Here is a 15,003-nt window from a genome sequence, read left to right as displayed (position 1 = left end):
CCGTGTAGGTCCTGTCTTATGGCTCTTTTCCAGGCGTTCTGAAAAGATTCGCCACCCATCAAGTTCGCGCCGGTTCCGCCGGATTTTCCCGGACATGCCGGACACATCGGTTGTCATCCCATGGAGTTCAAGACGTTCCGTCGAACCCTGCTGATCGCGGCAGTCCTGTTCGTTCCCGCCGGCACCAGCATGGCTGCCAATCTGTACGCTTTCGGCGGCCGCGATATCGCCGTCCCCTCGATCCTTCCCGAGGGAAACGTCACGTCGCGCTACACGTTCACTCCCATGCAACTGTGCGGCAAGCCCAGCTGCGATCTCATCGGCGTCGCTCTGTACAACAAGGGAAGTGTCTGGGACCCGGTCGATGGTCCGGACCTGAATACCAACGTGCCGGGCCTTTCGGTGCGCCTGCTGCTGGATGGCATACCGGCGAGCAGCCGTTTCAAGGGCACTTTCTCGCAAATCGCGGAGGTCCAGTTGTTCCGCAACTCGACGCCGCTCTCCGACGGCCAATTCGCGAGCGGAGCGTTCAACTCGTACTTCCTCATTACCTACAAGGACGGGCTTGTCGCGTCTGGCACCTCTTCCGTCAGGTTGACCGGGAGCGTCACCACGATCAATGCGACCTGCCAGGTCGCCGACCAGACCGTGAAGCTGCAGTCGATCGCTGCCGCCCGGCTGAACGGCGTCGGCACCTACGCGGCCGTTACCCCGTTCAATCTCGTAGTGGCCGGCTGTCCTCGCGGGTACAACCGCGTCGGCTACAGCCTTCAAGCGGTGGGGGGGGCGGTGGCCGAAGGCTCGGGTGTGCTGCCGCGCCTGGCGGGCAGCACCGCGACCGGCGTATCGATCCGGATCACCGACGAGGCCGGCGTGCCGCTACGGATGGGACTCTCGTTGCCGGTGACCGCGTACGACAAGAACACCGGCGGGGCGTACTGGATCCCGATGAAAGCGTCCTATGTGCAGACCGCCGAGAAAATCACGCCCGGCTCGGTCCTGGCCGCGATGGTGATCCTGCTCGACTACCAGTGAGGCAGGGGAGGGCAAGAGCGCGCCTCACCCGAACGCCTCGAAGAACGCCAGGGCGCGCGGGTCGCTGGCATAGGCGATGTTGATACGCAGCCAGTCGCTCTCCTCGCCTTCCGGGCTGAAGCCGCTGCCCGGCGACAGCAGCACGTCCAGGCGTGTCGCCACGGCCTGCAATTCGGCGAACGGGTAGTCGCCGATACGGGCCCAGACGAACATCCCGCCGACCGGTTCGGCGAACACCTCCCAGCCGTTGTCCCCAAGCACCCGCAGGGTCGCCGCCATCTGCCGGGTCAGGCGCTGGCGCAGGCGTTGCACCAGCTTGCGGTAACTGCCGTTGGCGAGCATGGTCGAGACCACGCATTCGGCGAAGCGCTGGCTGCCGATGCTGGTGTACATCTTCACATCCGCCAGGCGCCGGATCAGCTCGGGGCCGGCGATCAGGTAGCCGACCCGTAGCGAGCAACTGAGGGTCTTCGAAAAGCTCGCCAGGTAGATCACCCGGCGCAGCGAATCGAGGGTCGCCAGGCGGGTGCTGGGGCCGTTCTGGAAGTCGGCGTAGATGTCATCCTCGACGATGTGGAAGTCATGCTGCTCGGCCAGTTGCAGCACGCGGTGGGCCACCGAGGGGCTGAGGCTGGTGCCGGTGGGGTTGTGGTACATGCTGTTGGTGAAAAGGAACTTCGGCTTGTGTGCGCGGAGGATCGCCTCCAGCGCGGCGGTGTCCGGGCCGTGGCGGGTGCGCGGCACGCCGAGCATCTTCACCCCGTGGAATTTCAGCAGGTTGAACAGGTTGTAGTAGCCGGGGTTTTCCACCACCACCACGTCGCCCGGCTTGAGCAGCGTGCGCACCAACAGGTCGAGGGCATGGCTGGCGCCGGTGGTGGTGAGGATCTGCTCCGGGTCGACATGGATATCGATTAGCCGCAGGCGTTTCTGGATGTGCTGGCGCAGCGCCGGCAGGCCCAGTGGAGTGCTGTAGTCGAACAGCCCGGCGAGTTCGCTGCGGGCGACCTGGCGGATCGCGTAGCTGAGTTCCTCGACTTCCCGCCAGCTGTCCGGAATCCAGCCGCAGCCGAGCTTGAGTTTCGTCGAGCTGCCGCTGAACTGGCCCCATGCGTTTTCCGCGCCTTCGTGCCACTCGCTGTCGAGTTCGGTAGCGGCGGTGGGTGCCTCGGCGACGAAGAACCCCGAGCCGTGCCGCGATTCCAGCATCCCCAGGGCGACCAGGCGGTCGTAGGCCTCGATCACGCTGGACTGGCTGAGCTGGTTTTCCCTGGCCAACTGGCGTATCGACGGAATCCGCGTGCCGGCGCGGACGCGATTGCCGCGGATCCAGCCGCTGACCCCTGCGACGATCTGCTGCACCAGCGGCTCGCTGGCATTGCGGTCGATCCGGAGGTGCATGCCTGACTCACTGTTCGGTCTTTTCAGGCGAACAGTTAATCACAAATCCGAACAGCTGTTACTTGTTCCGTAGCGCCGTCGCGCCGGATAGTCGACGCCTCTTCTCGCGGGCTAGCCAATGCCCACCGCTCTGCCGCGGCAGGCCCTTGTACGGAGAAACGCATGAGCAATACCCATCGCCACGCCGCATGCCTGGCCTTCGGCCTGTGCCTGATCACCTTGGCGGTGAACCTCCAGGCGCCGCTGTACACCGCCTACGCGGAGCTTTCCGGCTACGGCGCGGCAGCTACCGCCAGCGCTTTCTCCGGCTATGTGCTTGGCGTACTGCCGGTGCTGCTGGTACTCGGCGGGTTGTCCGATCGGATCGGGCGCAAGCCGCCGATCGTCGTCGCGTTGCTGCTGTCGATGGTGGCCACCCTGGTGATGGCGCTCTGGCCGCGCCTGGAGGCGCTCGGCGTGGCGCGCCTGTTGCTTGGCGTCGGCACGGCCCTGGCATCGGCCACCGGGACGGCCTACATGAGCGAACTGATGGCGGGCGGGGATTCCCGCACCTCGGCCAACTGGGTGACCGCCAGCACCTCGCTCGGCTTCGGCCTCGGCGCGGCACTGACCAGTCTGTTCCTGCTGTTCCGGGAGAGCCTGGTTCCCGGCAGCTTCTGGGTCCAGCTGGGACTGGCCTGCGTGGCCCTGGCGGCGGTGGCGGGCCTGCCGGACGAGGCGCCGCGCGGGCGCGATACGCCGATGCTGCGGCTGCCGTTCTTTCCCGCCGGCAGCCTGCCGTACGGCTTCTCGATCCTGCTGGCATGGGCCACTGTGGGCCTGGTCATCGCGGTCCTGCCTTCGCTGCTGGCGGCCCACGGGCTGGCGCGCTGGTCGGGCTTCTCGACCTTCACCGTGATCAGCTGCGGCCTGCTGTTCCAGCCGCTGGCGCGGCGGATGGCGCCGGCCTCGGCGACCTGCCTGGGGCTGGTGATCCTGCCGCCGAGCTATGCCCTGCTGGCCTGGGGCGCGATCCACGGCTCACTGGCTGCGGTGCTGTTCGGTGCGCTGGGCGCGAGCAGTTCCTGCTACGGCTTCACCTACCTGGGCGGGCTGTCGGCGGTGAATGTCCTGGCCGGTGCGGAAAAGCCGCGGGCCAGCGCGGGCTACTTCCTGTTGGCCTACCTCGGCTTCAGCCTGCCGGTGATCTTCACCGGGTTGATCGCGGATCGCTTCGGTGCGTCGACGGCGTTGCTGCTTTTCGGCGTGTCGCTGACGTTGGCTGCCGTTGCGGTGGCGTTTTCCATCTTGCGCGGGGTCGGGCGCTTCAAGGCCGGCGCTTCGCGTGCCTAGGGCGCTACCCGCGACCGGGGGCCCGGTTCGTCATTGCAGGCGGGCGAGCAGGGCCGGCAGCTCGGCGAGGCTGCGGATCTCCGCGCTCGGCTCTTCCTCCCCGGCCCAGGGCTTGCCGTTTGGGTTGAACCAGATGGCACGCATGCCGGCGCGGCGCGCTCCGGCGATGTCGTCGCTGGGGTGGTCGCCGATGTGTACCGCTGCCGAGGCCTCGACGCCGGCGCGCTTCAGGGCTTCGCGGAATGGCGTCGGGTCGGGCTTGCCGACGCCCAGTTCCTCGGCGCAGAGGGCGAACCGGAAGTAGTCGGCCAGGCCCAGGCGGCGCACGTCGGCGTTACCGTTGGTGAGCACGCCGAGGGTGAAGCGGTCGGCGAGGATCTCCAGGGTCGGGTGGACTTCGGGAAACAGGGTGACCCGGTGGCGCGCTTCGAGGAATACCTGGAAACCGGCCTCGGCCAGGCTTTCCGCCTCCGCCTGTGGATAACCGGCGTCGAGCAGGGCATGGAACAGGATGCGCCGGCGCAGCTCGCTGAGACGGTGGCGCAGCATCGGCTCGCGATCCAGCAGGCGGGTGCGGATCGCCCACAGGTGCTCGATGGGCACCGGACCCAGGCGCGCCGCGTTGCTCGCCAGCCATTCGCGGAGCAGGGCCTCGGCGTTGTTCATCACCGGGGCGACGTCCCACAGGGTGTCGTCGAGGTCGAAGGTGATCAGTCGCAGGCTGCTCATGGGTCGTTGCCTCCATCGGCGTTGCCCTTGCGCTTGGCGCGGGGATGGGCGCGGTCGTAGACCGAGGCCAGGTGCTGGAAGTCCAGGTGGGTATAGATCTGGGTCGTGGCGATGTCGGCGTGGCCGAGCAGTTCCTGCACGGCGCGCAGGTCGCCGGACGACTCCAGCAGATGGCTGGCGAAGGAGTGCCGCAGCATGTGCGGGTGCAGGTGCTGGCCCAGCTCGCGGACGCCGGCCTGGCGCACTCGCAGTTGGATCGCCCGTGGCGTCAGGCGCTTGCCGCCGCGGCCGATGAACACCGCTCCGTCTTCCGGAGCGGCCTGGGCGCGCAGCGGCAGCCAGGCTTCGAGCGCCTGGCGCGCGGCCTTGCCGACCGGCAGCTCGCGGACCTTGTTGCCCTTGCCGCGCACTCGCACTAGGCCTTCCTTGAGGTCCAGCCATTCGAGATCGAGGCCGACCAGTTCCGAGAGGCGCAGCCCGGAGGAATAGAACAGCTCCAGCAGGGCCTGGTCGCGGCGGGCGATGAAGTCATCCTCCACGGCACCGTCGAGCAATTGCAGGGCGCGGTCGGCGTCGAGGGTCCTGGGCAGCTTGCGCGGACTCTTCGGCGCGCTCAGGCCGTTGGCAGGGTCGTGCCGGCAGCGCCCTTCGCGTAGCAGGTACTGGTAGAGGCCGCGCGTCGCCGAGAGCAGCCGTGCCAGGCTGCGGCTGGATTGGCCCTGCTGGTGCAGGCGGGCGACGAAGGTGCGCAGGCTGCGGGTGTCGAGGGCGTTCCAGTCGGGGAGCCCGGCCTTTTCGGCGAGGGCGAGGATCTTCAGCAGGTCGCGGCGGTAGCCGTCGAGGGTGTGCGCGGAGACCTGGCGCTCGCTGCGCAGATGTTCGAGGAAGGCATCCAGGTCGGCGCGCATCTCGGACCGCCCGCCGCGCTCAGCGGACCGAGCGCAGCGGCGAGGAGAAGCGCGGCAGCACGCGGGCCAGGACCTCGGCGACATAGCCGAGGAACAGGGTGCCGAGGGAACTCTTGTAATGCTGCGGATCGGGACTGCCGATGGCGAGCACGCCGTGCAGGCCCTGGAAACTCAGGGAGACCACCGCTGCGGAGCCGATCTCGTCGCGGTCGCTCTCGCCGAAGAGGAACGCCAGTTCGTGTGGACGCAGCACGCCGCAGACGGTCTTGCCGCCGGAGAGCAGGCCGCCGATGGCCTGGTGCGCCTCCGCGCTGCTCACCGAGCGGCCCACCGAGACGCTACTGTCGCTGAACAGGATCAGGCTCACGTAGGGCACCTGGAACTCGTGGCGCAGGCTGTCCTCGACGGTACTGACCACGTCTTCCAGGCTGGTGGCGTCGAGCAGGTCGAGGACCAGGCGGCGGGTCTTGTCGAACAGGCGGTCGTTCTCGCGGGCCACGTCCATCAGTTGCGAGAGCCGGTGGCGCATCTCGATGTTGCGCTCGCGCAGCAGGCGTACCTGGCGCTCCACCAGCGACACGGCGTCGCCGGGCTGGTGCGGGATGCGCAACTCGGGGATCAGCTCGTCATGCTCGACGAAGAACTCCGGGTGCTGGCTCAGATAGGCGGCCACCTGCTCGGCGTCCAGCGCTGCTGTCGGTTCCTGGCTTTTCTCGGTCATAAGCGTCTCGGTTATCGCGGGCGACGGCCCTTACAGGCGGACCTGGCCTTCATACACGCGGACGGCAGGCCCGGTCATCATAACGGGCTGGCCGGGACCTGCCCACTCGATGTGCAGGCGGCCGCCGGGGAGGTCGATCTGCACCGGCGATTGCAGCCAGCCCTGGCGAATCCCGGCAACCGCTGCGGCGCAGGCGCCGGTGCCGCAGGCCTGGGTCTCGCCGACGCCGCGCTCCCAGACGCGCAGGCGCGCATGGTGCGGATCGAGCACCTGGAGGAAGCCGATGTTGGCCTTCTTCGGGAAGCGCGGATGGACTTCCAGTTGCGGACCGAGGCTGTGTACCGGTGCGCTGTCGACGTTCTCGACGCGCAGCACGCCATGGGGATTGCCCATGGATACCGCGGCCAGTTCGACGCGCTGGCCATTCACCTCTATCTCATAGGACAAGGCTTCGCGCTCGGCCTGGAACGGTATCTCGGCCGGGGCCAGGCGCGGCGGACCCATGTCCACCGTGACCTGGCCGTCCGGGCGGATATTCAGCTCGATGATGCCGCCCTTGGTTTCTACGCGGATGCTCTTCTTCACCGTCAGGCGCTTGTCCTGAACGAAGCGGGCGAAGCAGCGGGCGCCGTTGCCGCACTGCTCGACCTCGGAGCCGTCGGCGTTGAAAATCCGGTAGCGGAAGTCGACGTCGGGGCTGCTCGGGGCTTCGACGATCAGCAACTGGTCGAAGCCGACCCCGGTGTTGCGGTCGCCCCAGAGCTTGACGTGCTTGGGCTGCACATGGGCGTGCTGGCTGACCAGGTCGAGGACCATGAAGTCGTTGCCCAGGCCATGCATCTTGGTGAAGCGCAAAAGCATGGTCTGGGCCTCACTGCGGCAGCAGGCTTTCGCCGGCGTAGAGCTCTTGGACGGTCTCGCGGCGACGGACCTCGTGGGTCTGCTCGCCATCCACCAGCACCTCGGCGGCGCGACCGCGGGTGTTGTAGTTCGAGCTCATGACGAAGCCGTAGGCGCCGGCCGAGCGCACCGCCAGGAGGTCGCCTTCGGCGAGCGCCAGGTCGCGATCCTTGGCGAGGAAGTCGCCGGTCTCGCAGATCGGCCCGACCAGGTCGTAGCGGCGCGGCACGGCATCGCGCGGGCGTACCGCCTGCACGTCCATCCAGGCCTGGTAGAGAGCCGGGCGGATCAGGTCGTTCATCGCCGCGTCGACGATGGCGAAATCCTTGAGCTCGGTGTGCTTGAGGTACTCGACGCGGGTCAGCAGCACGCCGGCGTTAGCGACGATGGACCGGCCCGGCTCGAACACCAGGGTCAGGTCGCGGCCATGCAGGCGCTCGCGGATGGCGCGGATGTAGTCGCCGGCCAGCGGCGGCTGTTCGTCGCGGTAGCGCACCCCGAGGCCGCCGCCGAGGTCCAGGTGGCGAATGCCGATGCCTTTGCCGGCCAGGCGGTCGACCAGCCCGAGCAGGCGCTCGAGGGCGTCGAGGAAGGGCTCCAGCTGGGTCAATTGCGAGCCGATGTGGCAGTCGACGCCGATCACCTCCAGGTGGTCAAGCTCGGCGGCGCGGGCGTAGACCGCCTCGGCCTCGTCGATGGCGATGCCGAACTTGTTCTCTTTCAGGCCGGTGGAGATATAGGGGTGGGTCTGGGCATCCACGTCCGGGTTGACCCGCAGCGACACCGGCGCTTTCACGCCGAGTTCCGCGGCCACCCGTTGCAGGCGCTCCAGCTCTTCGCCGGACTCGACGTTGAAGCAGTGCACACCGACTTCCAGGGCGCGGCGCATGTCGTCGCGGGTCTTGCCGACGCCGGAGAACACCACCTTGGCCGGATCGCCGCCGGCGGCCAGGACACGCTCCAGCTCACCGCGGGAAACGATGTCGAAACCGGCGCCGAGGCGCGCCAGCACATTCAGCACCCCGAGGTTGGAGTTGGCCTTGACCGCGAAGCAGACCAGGTGCGGCATGCCGGCGAGGGCGTCGGCATAGGCGCGGTACTGGGCCTCGATGTGCGCGCGGGAGTAGACGTAGGTGGGCGTGCCGAAACGCTCGGCGATGCGGGAAAGCGCCACCCCTTCCGCGAACAGCTCACCGTCGCGGTAACTGAATGTGTCCATGGGCGCTCTCTCAGAAACCGTAGCGGTCTTTGCTGTGTTCTTTCTTGGCTTTTTCGTCGTCCGGCAGGTACAGCGGGCCTTTCTGGCCGCAGGCGGCGATGGAGCCGGCGAGGAGGGCGAGCGCGACGAAGGACAGGAACAGCCGCTTCATGACGGAATCCTTGTAGAAAACGTGAATTGTTCCGGAGTATACCGACCCCCCGGCGCCTTGCCTATGCGAGCCGGATCAGGTGTGCCGGGGCTTGCAGGGGAATGGCCTGAGGCAGAGGGGGCGCCGGCGTTTTCCGCGAGCGTCGCGGCAAAACAGCGCGGACTACGGCAATACCAGCGTAGAATTGTCGGAATAGGGCAAGACGAAGGTAGTCGCCCGCCTTTTTTCCCGTTAGCGAATGCCGAGGCAATGCATGAGTACGATGAATGAAGCGCGTTTCCACGACCTGGTCGATGCGCTCCAGCAGCAGGTGGAAGACGCCTTCGATGACAGCGACCTGGATCTCGACCTGGAGAACGCCGGCGGCGTGCTCACCGTACGCTTCGAGAACGGCTCGCAGCTGATCCTCAGCCGCCAGGCGCCGTTGCGCCAGCTGTGGGTGGCGGCGAAGTCGGGCGGCTTCCACTTCGATTACGACGAGGCCAGCGGTCTCTGGCGCCACGATGGCAGCCAGGAACCGCTGGGCGCGCTGCTCAACCGGGCGACCCTGGAGCAGGGGGGCGAGGATGTCGAGTTCCCCGGCCTCTGAGGCTTCGCCGCCGGCGGTGGCCTCGCCTTGCCGGCGCCTGTGCTGCCTCGACGATGCGGACGTTTGCGTCGGCTGCGGACGTTCCCTGGCGGAAATCCGCGAGTGGGGCAAGGCCGACGATTCCCGCCGCTTGCAGATCAGGTCACAGGCCGCTCGACGCCAGTCGCTGGCGGGCCGTCTCTCCTGATAGGGGGGATGTTGCTAATTCCTGCGACTGTGTTAGTGTCCGGGAAAACCCCGCCTTCGGGCGGGGTTTTTGCTTTTTTGCGATTCCTGCTTTTCATCGATCAACCGAACCGGACCAAGGAGCACGCCTGCGATCATGAGCACGCCGCCGATCACCATCACTCGTCTGGACCTGCAGCGCCTGGAGCGCCTGCTGGATGGCCTGGACGAATTCGGACCCGCCGCCGAGGCGCTGGAGGCCGAACTGTCGCGCGCCCAGGTGGTGGGGCATGACGAGATTCCGCCGGGCGTCGTGACCATGAACTCCACCGTGCGTTGCCGCGAGGAAAGCAGCGGCAAGGAGTACACCTTGACCCTGGTCTATCCCGAAGACGTGGCCGGCGAAGGCAAGGTCTCGATCCTCGCGCCGGTGGGCACCGCGCTGCTGGGCCTGACCATCGGCCAGACCATCGACTGGCCGGCGCCGAGCGGCAAGACGCTGAAGCTGACCCTGCTGGAAATCGAATACCAGCCGGAAGCCGCCGGCGACTACGCGCGCTGATCGGTTTTCGCCCGTCGCCTGCCGGCGACGGGCTTCGCGACCCTCAGTCGCCCCCACCGCCCCCGCAACCGCTGCCGCCGTCCCCACCGCTATCGCCGCCGCAGCCGTGGCGCGAATCCTGTCCGTCCGAACCGAAGGTACTGCCGCTATCGCTGGCGCAGCCGCTGCTGCAACCGATATGGCTGGCGCAATACACCGCTGCGCCGCCGTCTTGCCGCTGCGCGCAGTTCAGGGTGTAGCGGAAGCCGTCGGCGATCGCCAGTTCCGTGTCGAGAGCGAACAGCAGCGGTAGGCGCGTGGGGTTCTGGGGGTCGATGCCTTCGCGGCGACAAGCCAGCTTCCAGGCGCGCCGAATGCCTTCCTGGGCCTGTCGGGGGCTGCGCATCGCCTGCGCCGGCGTATGGTGGAGGAAGCGCCCGAGTCCCTTGCGGCAGACGTGCTGGTAGAGCCGGGTATGCAGGATCAACTCGTGCCAGGCGACATCCACCACCTGGGACGGCATCGCGACCATCCGCTTGCCGGCGGCGCGGCATAGCAGCAGGTATTCGCGCAGGCCGCCGAGCACCCGTTGGACCTGTTCCTCGCTGAGCTGCGGATAGCGCTCGCGGACCGCCTGGGCGACCCGCGGCGGCAGGCGGAATTGCTGGATGAAGCGGTAGCGCCGGCGATCCAGGCCGCGGCGGTAGAGATAGCCGCCCACGAATGCGGCGCCAGCGAGCAGGGTAATACCGAGGAGTGCCATCCGTACGTCCTTGTCGAGCCCCGCGCGGTGCGGCGCTGGGTCATTGTTCCAGCAGCGCCTGGTTCAGCGCCGTTTCCAGGACGCTTTTATAACGCAGATAGTGCAGCGTTTGCGGCTGTTCGTCGGCGAACAGCCGCGACAGGTCGAGGTCGGTCAGGTAGCAGGGGTAGGGTTCGCTTTCCGCGCGATGCGCCAGGATATGCCGGGCGACCGCCTTGAACAGGCCGGCGCCGTACTCCAGTTCGGAAAACTCCTGGTGGTCGCAGTACAGGGTGACCTGCACGCGCTTGCGTTCGCCGCGTTCGAGTAGCGCCTGTAGCTCGTACAACGCGGGTCCGGCCAGGGCCTCCGGCGCTTCGCGAGGCTCGACGTGCAATCTGCCGTCGTTGGAGAGCAACTCGTAGTAGCGGATATCCAGCGAGGCCGGCACCTGTTCCGCCAGCGACAGGGCGTTGCGCCGGTACAGCAGCGATTGCAGGAAGCGCTGCAGCGGTGCGAGCAGGCTGCGTTCGTCACGCAACGCCTGGCGCTGGCGCCAGAGCGCGTTGCGTTCGTCGAGCAGGCTGATCTCGGCGCTGTCGAAGTCGCGCCGGTAGAACACCTGGATGCAGTCCGGCCGCCCCATGGACAGGATCAGCCCGAGGTCCTCGCCTTCCAGGGCGTGGCGATCCAGCTTCAGGGCGCTGTAGCCATCGCGCTCGCGGCCCAGGTGCTGGAGCAGGCTCGGCAGGTCGGGCAGGCTCTCGTGGCTGACCGCTTCCGGCGACATTTCCAGCAGGTGGTACTGCTGGCGGATCTGCAGCAGGTAGCGGCTCGGCTGGCCGCCAAGCAGTTGCCCGTAGGTCTCGCGGAACAGCTCTTCGACCCGCACGGCGATGGCGGCGGCCCGGTTGCGACAGAAGCAGCGCACCATCAGTTCGGGCGGCTGCGGCGGGCTTCCGGGCTTTTCGCGGACGGCGTCGAGGAACTCGGCAAGGCACTCGGGCAGCGCCTGGGGGCCTGCGTAATGGCGCACCGTCAGTTCGTTCCAGCTGTTGAGGCTGAGCTGGTCGAGGGTCAGCACCAGGTTGTCGCGCACCCCGGCATAACCGAGCACGTCGGTACGCCCGGTAGCCATGTGCAGGTTCATCTGGCTGTGGTGGCGCAGCGGGTCGACACCGACGTTGACCAGCAGCAGGACGCTCTTGAGCCGACGCGGTTGCAGCAGGTCGGCGTCGTCCACGGTCGCCAGGGGGACCGGCAGGAACTGCCGCAGGCTGCCCAGGAGATTGTCCAGTTCGGCATCGCCGAGGTCGCTCTGGCCGGGATGCAGGGACAGCCGGGTGGCGCTGTCGATGACGCCGTTGCGATGGCACCAGGCGAGCAGCTCGACCAGCCTGAGGCTGCGTTTCAGCGGCGCGTAGTCAGGCCACTGGTGAGCGCCCAGGGCACCGGGGAAGATCGCCCACTGCGCCTGCTCGCGGTCGTCGTCGGCGGGCAGCTGGACCAGGGTCAGGACGTCTTCGCCGAGATCCGGGGCGATCCCCGGGTTGATGTTCTCCACCTTGCCTGCCTTGCGCTCGAAGGCTGCATACAGGCGGCGTCCGAGCAGGCCCAGGTCGCGGCTGTCGATGCCGCTGTCAGCGCCTTGCTGGCGGGCGATCTGGAACAGCAGGCGGTAGCTGTAGGTCAGTTCGTTGACCACCGTGCGACGCTCTTCCATCACCTGGCGCATCTTCCACTGGCTGCGGCTGTCGAGCAGGGCCAAGCGGCGAGGCTCCCATTGCCATTCCGCGACGAGCCGCTCCATCGACAGGTGCTGCCAGCCCTTCTGCGCCTGGCGCTGGCGACCGCCGAGCTTGCGCCCGACCTTGAGGTACAGGCAGCGCCGCACGAGTTCCAGGCGTTCCGGCGCCTGCTGTTCCCGCAGGTAGCGTTCGAGATGGCGATAGACCAGGACGTAGGGGTCCAGTTCGTCGAGATCGAGCTGGCCGGCGAATACCTGCTCCTTGAGGCGCAGGGCGACGCAGCGGACCCGCGGGTGCTCGCTGGCGTAGGCCTCGGTGAGCAGCAGCTTGAGCAGCGACTTGTAGGGCGAATCGATGGCCTTGGACAACTGCCAGAGGCCGGCGCCGATGAACTCCCGGGCGGGGATGTGCGCCAGGTGGCCGAGGTCGAGCACCTCTTCGGCGCGGATGAAGCGTTTGCCGAGCAGGGTCCGGCAGTATTCGTCGTAGCGCCGTTCATGGGCCGGCGGCACCAGCCACCACAGAGGGGTGCGTCCGCCGAGCCAGATCGCGCTGCGGTAGAACTCGTCGAGCAGCAGGAAGTGCTGGGTATTGCCGTCGCCGCCGGGCTCCTTCCGGTCTTCGCGTTCGTCCTGGCCGAAGCGGGCGACGTCGATCAGGAAACAGTGCACCTCGCTGCCCTGGCTGCGCGCCCAGTCCTCGATCAACGCGCACTTGCGGCGCAGCTCCTGGCGCGCGCCGGGCTCCAGTTCTGGGGCATGGCAGACCCAGAGGTCGAGATCGCTCTGTTCCTCCTGGGCCAGGCTCCCCAGGCTGCCCATCAGGAACAGGCCGTGGATCGGCTGCTGTGCGGGTTCTTGCCTGCGTGGCTTGTAGACAAACGAGCGGGCCAGGCGCTGGGCTTCGGCGAGTACTTCGTCGTCCGCTTCGAAACCGCTCAGGCCCGCTGGCGTGCTGGCCGACAGGTAGCCCAGCAGCAGCGGATGGTTGATGTGGAACAGCAGCGGTAGCAGGCGCAGGACCCGCTCCTGGCGGCTGGACAACGCCTGCCGGGCGCGTTGCAGGCGACCGGCATTGACCGCCAGGAAGCGTTGGCGCAACTGGCCGAGGACCTTGCGGTCGATGCCATCGTCGAGATCAAGGCTGAGTGCGGGGTGTCGGTTCATGGGCGTCCGGGCACAGGCAAGGCCAGGCGCCGTGCCTGGCTCCGGTCATGCCATTGTATCGCCCGGAAGCGCGGCGGCTTGAGCGCCGCACCGCGAACCGGGGCAACCGTCGCGGCCTGTCGGGAGCAGGTCGCGATGGCCGCTTCCGTCAACCCTTGAGGATGGTCAGCAGGCCCTGTGCCTGCTCCGCGGCGTCCAGCCCGAGACTGGTCAGGTAGCCGCCGTCGGGCTGGTCGATCAGCCCCTTGTCGTGCAGGCGTCGGGCGGCGGCGACGGCCTTGCCGTCGGCGGTGTGATGGACCTTGAGTCCTTCCTGGGTGTTGTTCAGGTTGAAGAGCGCCAGCAGTTCCAGTTCGTCGATCAGCTCGGGAGTGAAGGCCATGTCGGCTCCTTACGGTGTTGAGCACCGGTGAGTGTAGTTGGACTAGGGCGTAGCGTCGGCGGCCTGGCTCCAGCCGTCGAGGATCTTCTGGTACTCGCCGCTGGCGAGGATGCGCTGCATGCCGAGGTCGAAGCGTTCGAGCAGATGCTCGGCCTGCGGGTGGCGGCGCGAGAACGACAGGTACAGCTCCGGGCGGTGGACCGTGGCCACCGGCTGGAACTGGCCTTCCAGTTCGGGATGTTCGCTGAACAACTGGCGAGCCGTATTGCGGTAGGCCAGGGCGTAGTCGACGCGGCCTCGCTGGAGCATGAGGAAACCGTAGTAGTCCTTGCGCACCGGGATGCGCACCAGGTCGTGGCGGCGATCGAAGCCGTCGCCGTATTCATAGCCGAGGGTCACCGCGACTTTCCGTCCGCTCAGCGCCTGCTCCGCATTCACCGGCCGCGCTTCGTCGCGTCGCGCCCAGAGCTGGATCTCCGCGCGAAACAACGGATGCCGGGGCAGACGGTAGTCGGCGAGGATGTGCGGGTTCGGCGAGGTGTTGAAGCAGCCGGCGATCAAGCCTTTCAGGGCCAGCTTCATGCAGCGGGAGTAGGGGTAGGGATTGAGCTGGACCGGCGTGTCCGCAGCCCTGAAGGCGGCCCGCACGATGTCCGCGCTCATGCCCTGGATGCGGCCGTCCTTGTAGGCGGTATAGGGATACCAGTCGTCTTCGGCGCCGAGCACCAGGGGTTCTGTCGGGACGGCCGCTGCCGGGCCGGAAAGGGCCAGCAGCAGGCAGATGGGCAGGAAGTGGAACCAGGATCGCATCCGGTATCGCTCCGCGAAAGCAGGTGGCACGGAGAGTGGGCGCCACCTTTCTACCAGAGCGGCAGGCGTTTGGCGAAACAAAACCGTATGGATACGAGGGGCATTCGCCGGCACCAGTCGGCCCGGCTCCGCTCATTCGTCGTCCGGCAACGTCGGCAGGGCACGCAGCGCATGCTCGTAGCCGGCGCTGTCGAAAGCGCGGTCGGCGGCGAGCATGGCGTTGATCTCGTGGGCCAGCACGTAGGCCATCATGCCCAGTGCCTCGTCGCGCTCGTAGCCGACCAGGGTCAGCTTGTTGAACACGGCGCGCGCCGCCGGCGGATTCTCGCTTTCGATCTGGTTCTCGATGGCCTGGATCAGTTTTTCCTCGGCGAAGCCGTCTTCCTGGTTGTCGTCCTGTTCGCTCATCGGGCGTTCCTCGTTCTGGCGCAAAGTACCGCTTGTGCGGCGGCGGGAAGTTGTCC

The 15,003-nt window shown here is 67.4% G+C and carries 17 protein-coding genes; 5 read left to right on the top strand and 12 right to left on the bottom strand.

What is annotated here, in order from left to right; translation table 11 throughout:
- Nucleotides 1–120 precede the first annotated feature (120 nt).
- Nucleotides 121–1,035 (top strand): fimbrial protein, encoded by a 915-nt coding sequence (locus tag VQ067_RS28875; protein WP_023100055.1) that lies wholly within the window; start codon nucleotides 121–123, stop codon nucleotides 1,033–1,035.
- Between the two features lie 24 nt (nucleotides 1,036–1,059).
- Here the strand turns inward: VQ067_RS28875 and VQ067_RS28870 are convergent, their stop codons facing one another.
- Nucleotides 1,060–2,436 carry an aminotransferase-like domain-containing protein gene (locus VQ067_RS28870; RefSeq protein WP_023910432.1) on the bottom strand — a complete coding sequence of 459 codons (1,377 nt, stop codon included), beginning with the start codon at nucleotides 2,434–2,436 and terminating at the stop codon, nucleotides 1,060–1,062.
- A 162-nt stretch (nucleotides 2,437–2,598) separates the two neighbouring features.
- Between VQ067_RS28870 and VQ067_RS28865 the strand changes: the two genes are divergently transcribed.
- Nucleotides 2,599–3,768, top strand: coding sequence for an MFS transporter (locus VQ067_RS28865; protein WP_033990913.1), 1,170 nt, complete (start codon nucleotides 2,599–2,601; stop codon nucleotides 3,766–3,768).
- Nucleotides 3,769–3,798: 30 nt separating this feature from the next.
- On the opposite strand, the gene VQ067_RS28860 is transcribed toward VQ067_RS28865, so the two are convergent.
- From VQ067_RS28860 to lptM, 6 genes are read right to left on the bottom strand one after another with little or no spacing between them, the layout of a single operon-like run.
- A complete protein-coding gene (locus tag VQ067_RS28860; RefSeq protein WP_003123715.1) occupies nucleotides 3,799–4,497 on the bottom strand; it encodes an HAD family hydrolase in 699 nt (232 codons plus the stop codon).
- Nucleotides 4,494–5,405: a tyrosine recombinase XerC gene (gene xerC, locus VQ067_RS28855; protein ID WP_015503839.1), complete on the bottom strand. Its 912-nt coding sequence runs from the start codon at nucleotides 5,403–5,405 to the stop codon at nucleotides 4,494–4,496. The genes VQ067_RS28860 and xerC overlap by 4 nt, the downstream gene beginning before the upstream one ends.
- A gap of 19 nt (nucleotides 5,406–5,424) precedes the next feature.
- A complete protein-coding gene (locus tag VQ067_RS28850; RefSeq protein WP_003096433.1) occupies nucleotides 5,425–6,126 on the bottom strand; it encodes a DUF484 family protein in 702 nt (233 codons plus the stop codon).
- Between the two features lie 30 nt (nucleotides 6,127–6,156).
- Nucleotides 6,157–6,987: a diaminopimelate epimerase gene (gene dapF, locus VQ067_RS28845; protein ID WP_003098223.1), complete on the bottom strand. Its 831-nt coding sequence runs from the start codon at nucleotides 6,985–6,987 to the stop codon at nucleotides 6,157–6,159.
- A gap of 10 nt (nucleotides 6,988–6,997) precedes the next feature.
- Complete coding sequence (gene lysA / locus VQ067_RS28840; protein ID WP_033989490.1) at nucleotides 6,998–8,245, bottom strand: diaminopimelate decarboxylase; 1,248 nt, start codon at nucleotides 8,243–8,245, stop codon at nucleotides 6,998–7,000.
- A gap of 10 nt (nucleotides 8,246–8,255) precedes the next feature.
- On the bottom strand, nucleotides 8,256–8,396 hold the full coding sequence (gene lptM, locus VQ067_RS28835; protein ID WP_003096430.1) for an LPS translocon maturation chaperone LptM: 141 nt from the start codon (nucleotides 8,394–8,396) through the stop codon (nucleotides 8,256–8,258).
- Between the two features lie 253 nt (nucleotides 8,397–8,649).
- Between lptM and cyaY the strand changes: the two genes are divergently transcribed.
- From cyaY to rnk, 3 genes are all read left to right on the top strand, one after another.
- Nucleotides 8,650–8,985 carry an iron donor protein CyaY gene (gene cyaY, locus VQ067_RS28830; protein WP_003121284.1) on the top strand — a complete coding sequence of 112 codons (336 nt, stop codon included), beginning with the start codon at nucleotides 8,650–8,652 and terminating at the stop codon, nucleotides 8,983–8,985.
- On the top strand, nucleotides 8,963–9,172 hold the full coding sequence (locus tag VQ067_RS28825) for a DUF1289 domain-containing protein (RefSeq protein ID WP_003161172.1): 210 nt from the start codon (nucleotides 8,963–8,965) through the stop codon (nucleotides 9,170–9,172). The genes cyaY and VQ067_RS28825 overlap by 23 nt, the downstream gene beginning before the upstream one ends.
- 135 nt (nucleotides 9,173–9,307) lie before the next feature.
- On the top strand, nucleotides 9,308–9,712 hold the full coding sequence (rnk, locus tag VQ067_RS28820; RefSeq protein WP_003096424.1) for a nucleoside diphosphate kinase regulator: 405 nt from the start codon (nucleotides 9,308–9,310) through the stop codon (nucleotides 9,710–9,712).
- Between the two features lie 43 nt (nucleotides 9,713–9,755).
- Here rnk and VQ067_RS28815 read toward each other — a convergent pair whose 3' ends face one another.
- The 5 genes from VQ067_RS28815 to VQ067_RS28795 form a co-directional block, all read right to left on the bottom strand.
- Entirely contained in the window at nucleotides 9,756–10,454 is a 699-nt protein-coding gene (locus VQ067_RS28815; RefSeq protein ID WP_003096422.1) for a glycine-rich domain-containing protein, read from the bottom strand.
- A 40-nt stretch (nucleotides 10,455–10,494) separates the two neighbouring features.
- Entirely contained in the window at nucleotides 10,495–13,347 is a 2,853-nt protein-coding gene (locus VQ067_RS28810) for a class I adenylate cyclase (RefSeq protein WP_340080951.1), read from the bottom strand.
- 148 nt (nucleotides 13,348–13,495) lie between these two features.
- Complete coding sequence (locus tag VQ067_RS28805) at nucleotides 13,496–13,729, bottom strand: TIGR02647 family protein (RefSeq protein ID WP_003096418.1); 234 nt, start codon at nucleotides 13,727–13,729, stop codon at nucleotides 13,496–13,498.
- Between the two features lie 42 nt (nucleotides 13,730–13,771).
- Nucleotides 13,772–14,539, bottom strand: coding sequence for a substrate-binding periplasmic protein (locus VQ067_RS28800; protein WP_003096415.1), 768 nt, complete (start codon nucleotides 14,537–14,539; stop codon nucleotides 13,772–13,774).
- A 132-nt stretch (nucleotides 14,540–14,671) separates the two neighbouring features.
- Nucleotides 14,672–14,947, bottom strand: a complete 276-nt coding sequence (locus VQ067_RS28795) for a hypothetical protein (protein ID WP_003114340.1) — start codon at nucleotides 14,945–14,947, stop codon at nucleotides 14,672–14,674.
- Between the last annotated feature and the right edge of the window lie 56 nt (nucleotides 14,948–15,003).

Origin of the sequence: Pseudomonas sp. KBN12P06040 (assembly GCF_037574965.1) — a bacterium.
GTDB lineage: Bacteria > Pseudomonadota > Gammaproteobacteria > Pseudomonadales > Pseudomonadaceae > Pseudomonas > Pseudomonas aeruginosa.
The sequence above is the reverse complement of the archived record's forward strand: the minus strand, read 5'-3'. Positions and strand labels throughout refer to the sequence as shown.

Bases quoted from the DNA above. Each gene is read 5' to 3' on its own strand.
- VQ067_RS28810 (WP_340080951.1), bottom strand. From the start codon at position 13,347: ATGAACCGACACCCCGCACTCAGCCTTGATCTCGACGATGGCATCGAC.
- xerC (WP_015503839.1), bottom strand. From the start codon at position 5,405: ATGCGCGCCGACCTGGATGCCTTCCTCGAACATCTGCGCAGCGAGCGC.
- VQ067_RS28865 (WP_033990913.1), top strand. From the start codon at position 2,599: ATGAGCAATACCCATCGCCACGCCGCATGCCTGGCCTTCGGCCTGTGC.
- cyaY (WP_003121284.1), top strand. From the start codon at position 8,650: ATGAGTACGATGAATGAAGCGCGTTTCCACGACCTGGTCGATGCGCTC.
- VQ067_RS28800 (WP_003096415.1), bottom strand. From the start codon at position 14,539: ATGCGATCCTGGTTCCACTTCCTGCCCATCTGCCTGCTGCTGGCCCTT.
- VQ067_RS28860 (WP_003123715.1), bottom strand. From the start codon at position 4,497: ATGAGCAGCCTGCGACTGATCACCTTCGACCTCGACGACACCCTGTGG.
- VQ067_RS28870 (WP_023910432.1), bottom strand. From the start codon at position 2,436: ATGCACCTCCGGATCGACCGCAATGCCAGCGAGCCGCTGGTGCAGCAG.
- dapF (WP_003098223.1), bottom strand. From the start codon at position 6,987: ATGCTTTTGCGCTTCACCAAGATGCATGGCCTGGGCAACGACTTCATG.
- VQ067_RS28850 (WP_003096433.1), bottom strand. From the start codon at position 6,126: ATGACCGAGAAAAGCCAGGAACCGACAGCAGCGCTGGACGCCGAGCAG.
- lysA (WP_033989490.1), bottom strand. From the start codon at position 8,245: ATGGACACATTCAGTTACCGCGACGGTGAGCTGTTCGCGGAAGGGGTG.
- VQ067_RS28795 (WP_003114340.1), bottom strand. From the start codon at position 14,947: ATGAGCGAACAGGACGACAACCAGGAAGACGGCTTCGCCGAGGAAAAA.
- VQ067_RS28815 (WP_003096422.1), bottom strand. From the start codon at position 10,454: ATGGCACTCCTCGGTATTACCCTGCTCGCTGGCGCCGCATTCGTGGGC.
- VQ067_RS28805 (WP_003096418.1), bottom strand. From the start codon at position 13,729: ATGGCCTTCACTCCCGAGCTGATCGACGAACTGGAACTGCTGGCGCTC.
- VQ067_RS28825 (WP_003161172.1), top strand. From the start codon at position 8,963: ATGTCGAGTTCCCCGGCCTCTGAGGCTTCGCCGCCGGCGGTGGCCTCG.
- lptM (WP_003096430.1), bottom strand. From the start codon at position 8,396: ATGAAGCGGCTGTTCCTGTCCTTCGTCGCGCTCGCCCTCCTCGCCGGC.
- rnk (WP_003096424.1), top strand. From the start codon at position 9,308: ATGAGCACGCCGCCGATCACCATCACTCGTCTGGACCTGCAGCGCCTG.
- VQ067_RS28875 (WP_023100055.1), top strand. From the start codon at position 121: ATGGAGTTCAAGACGTTCCGTCGAACCCTGCTGATCGCGGCAGTCCTG.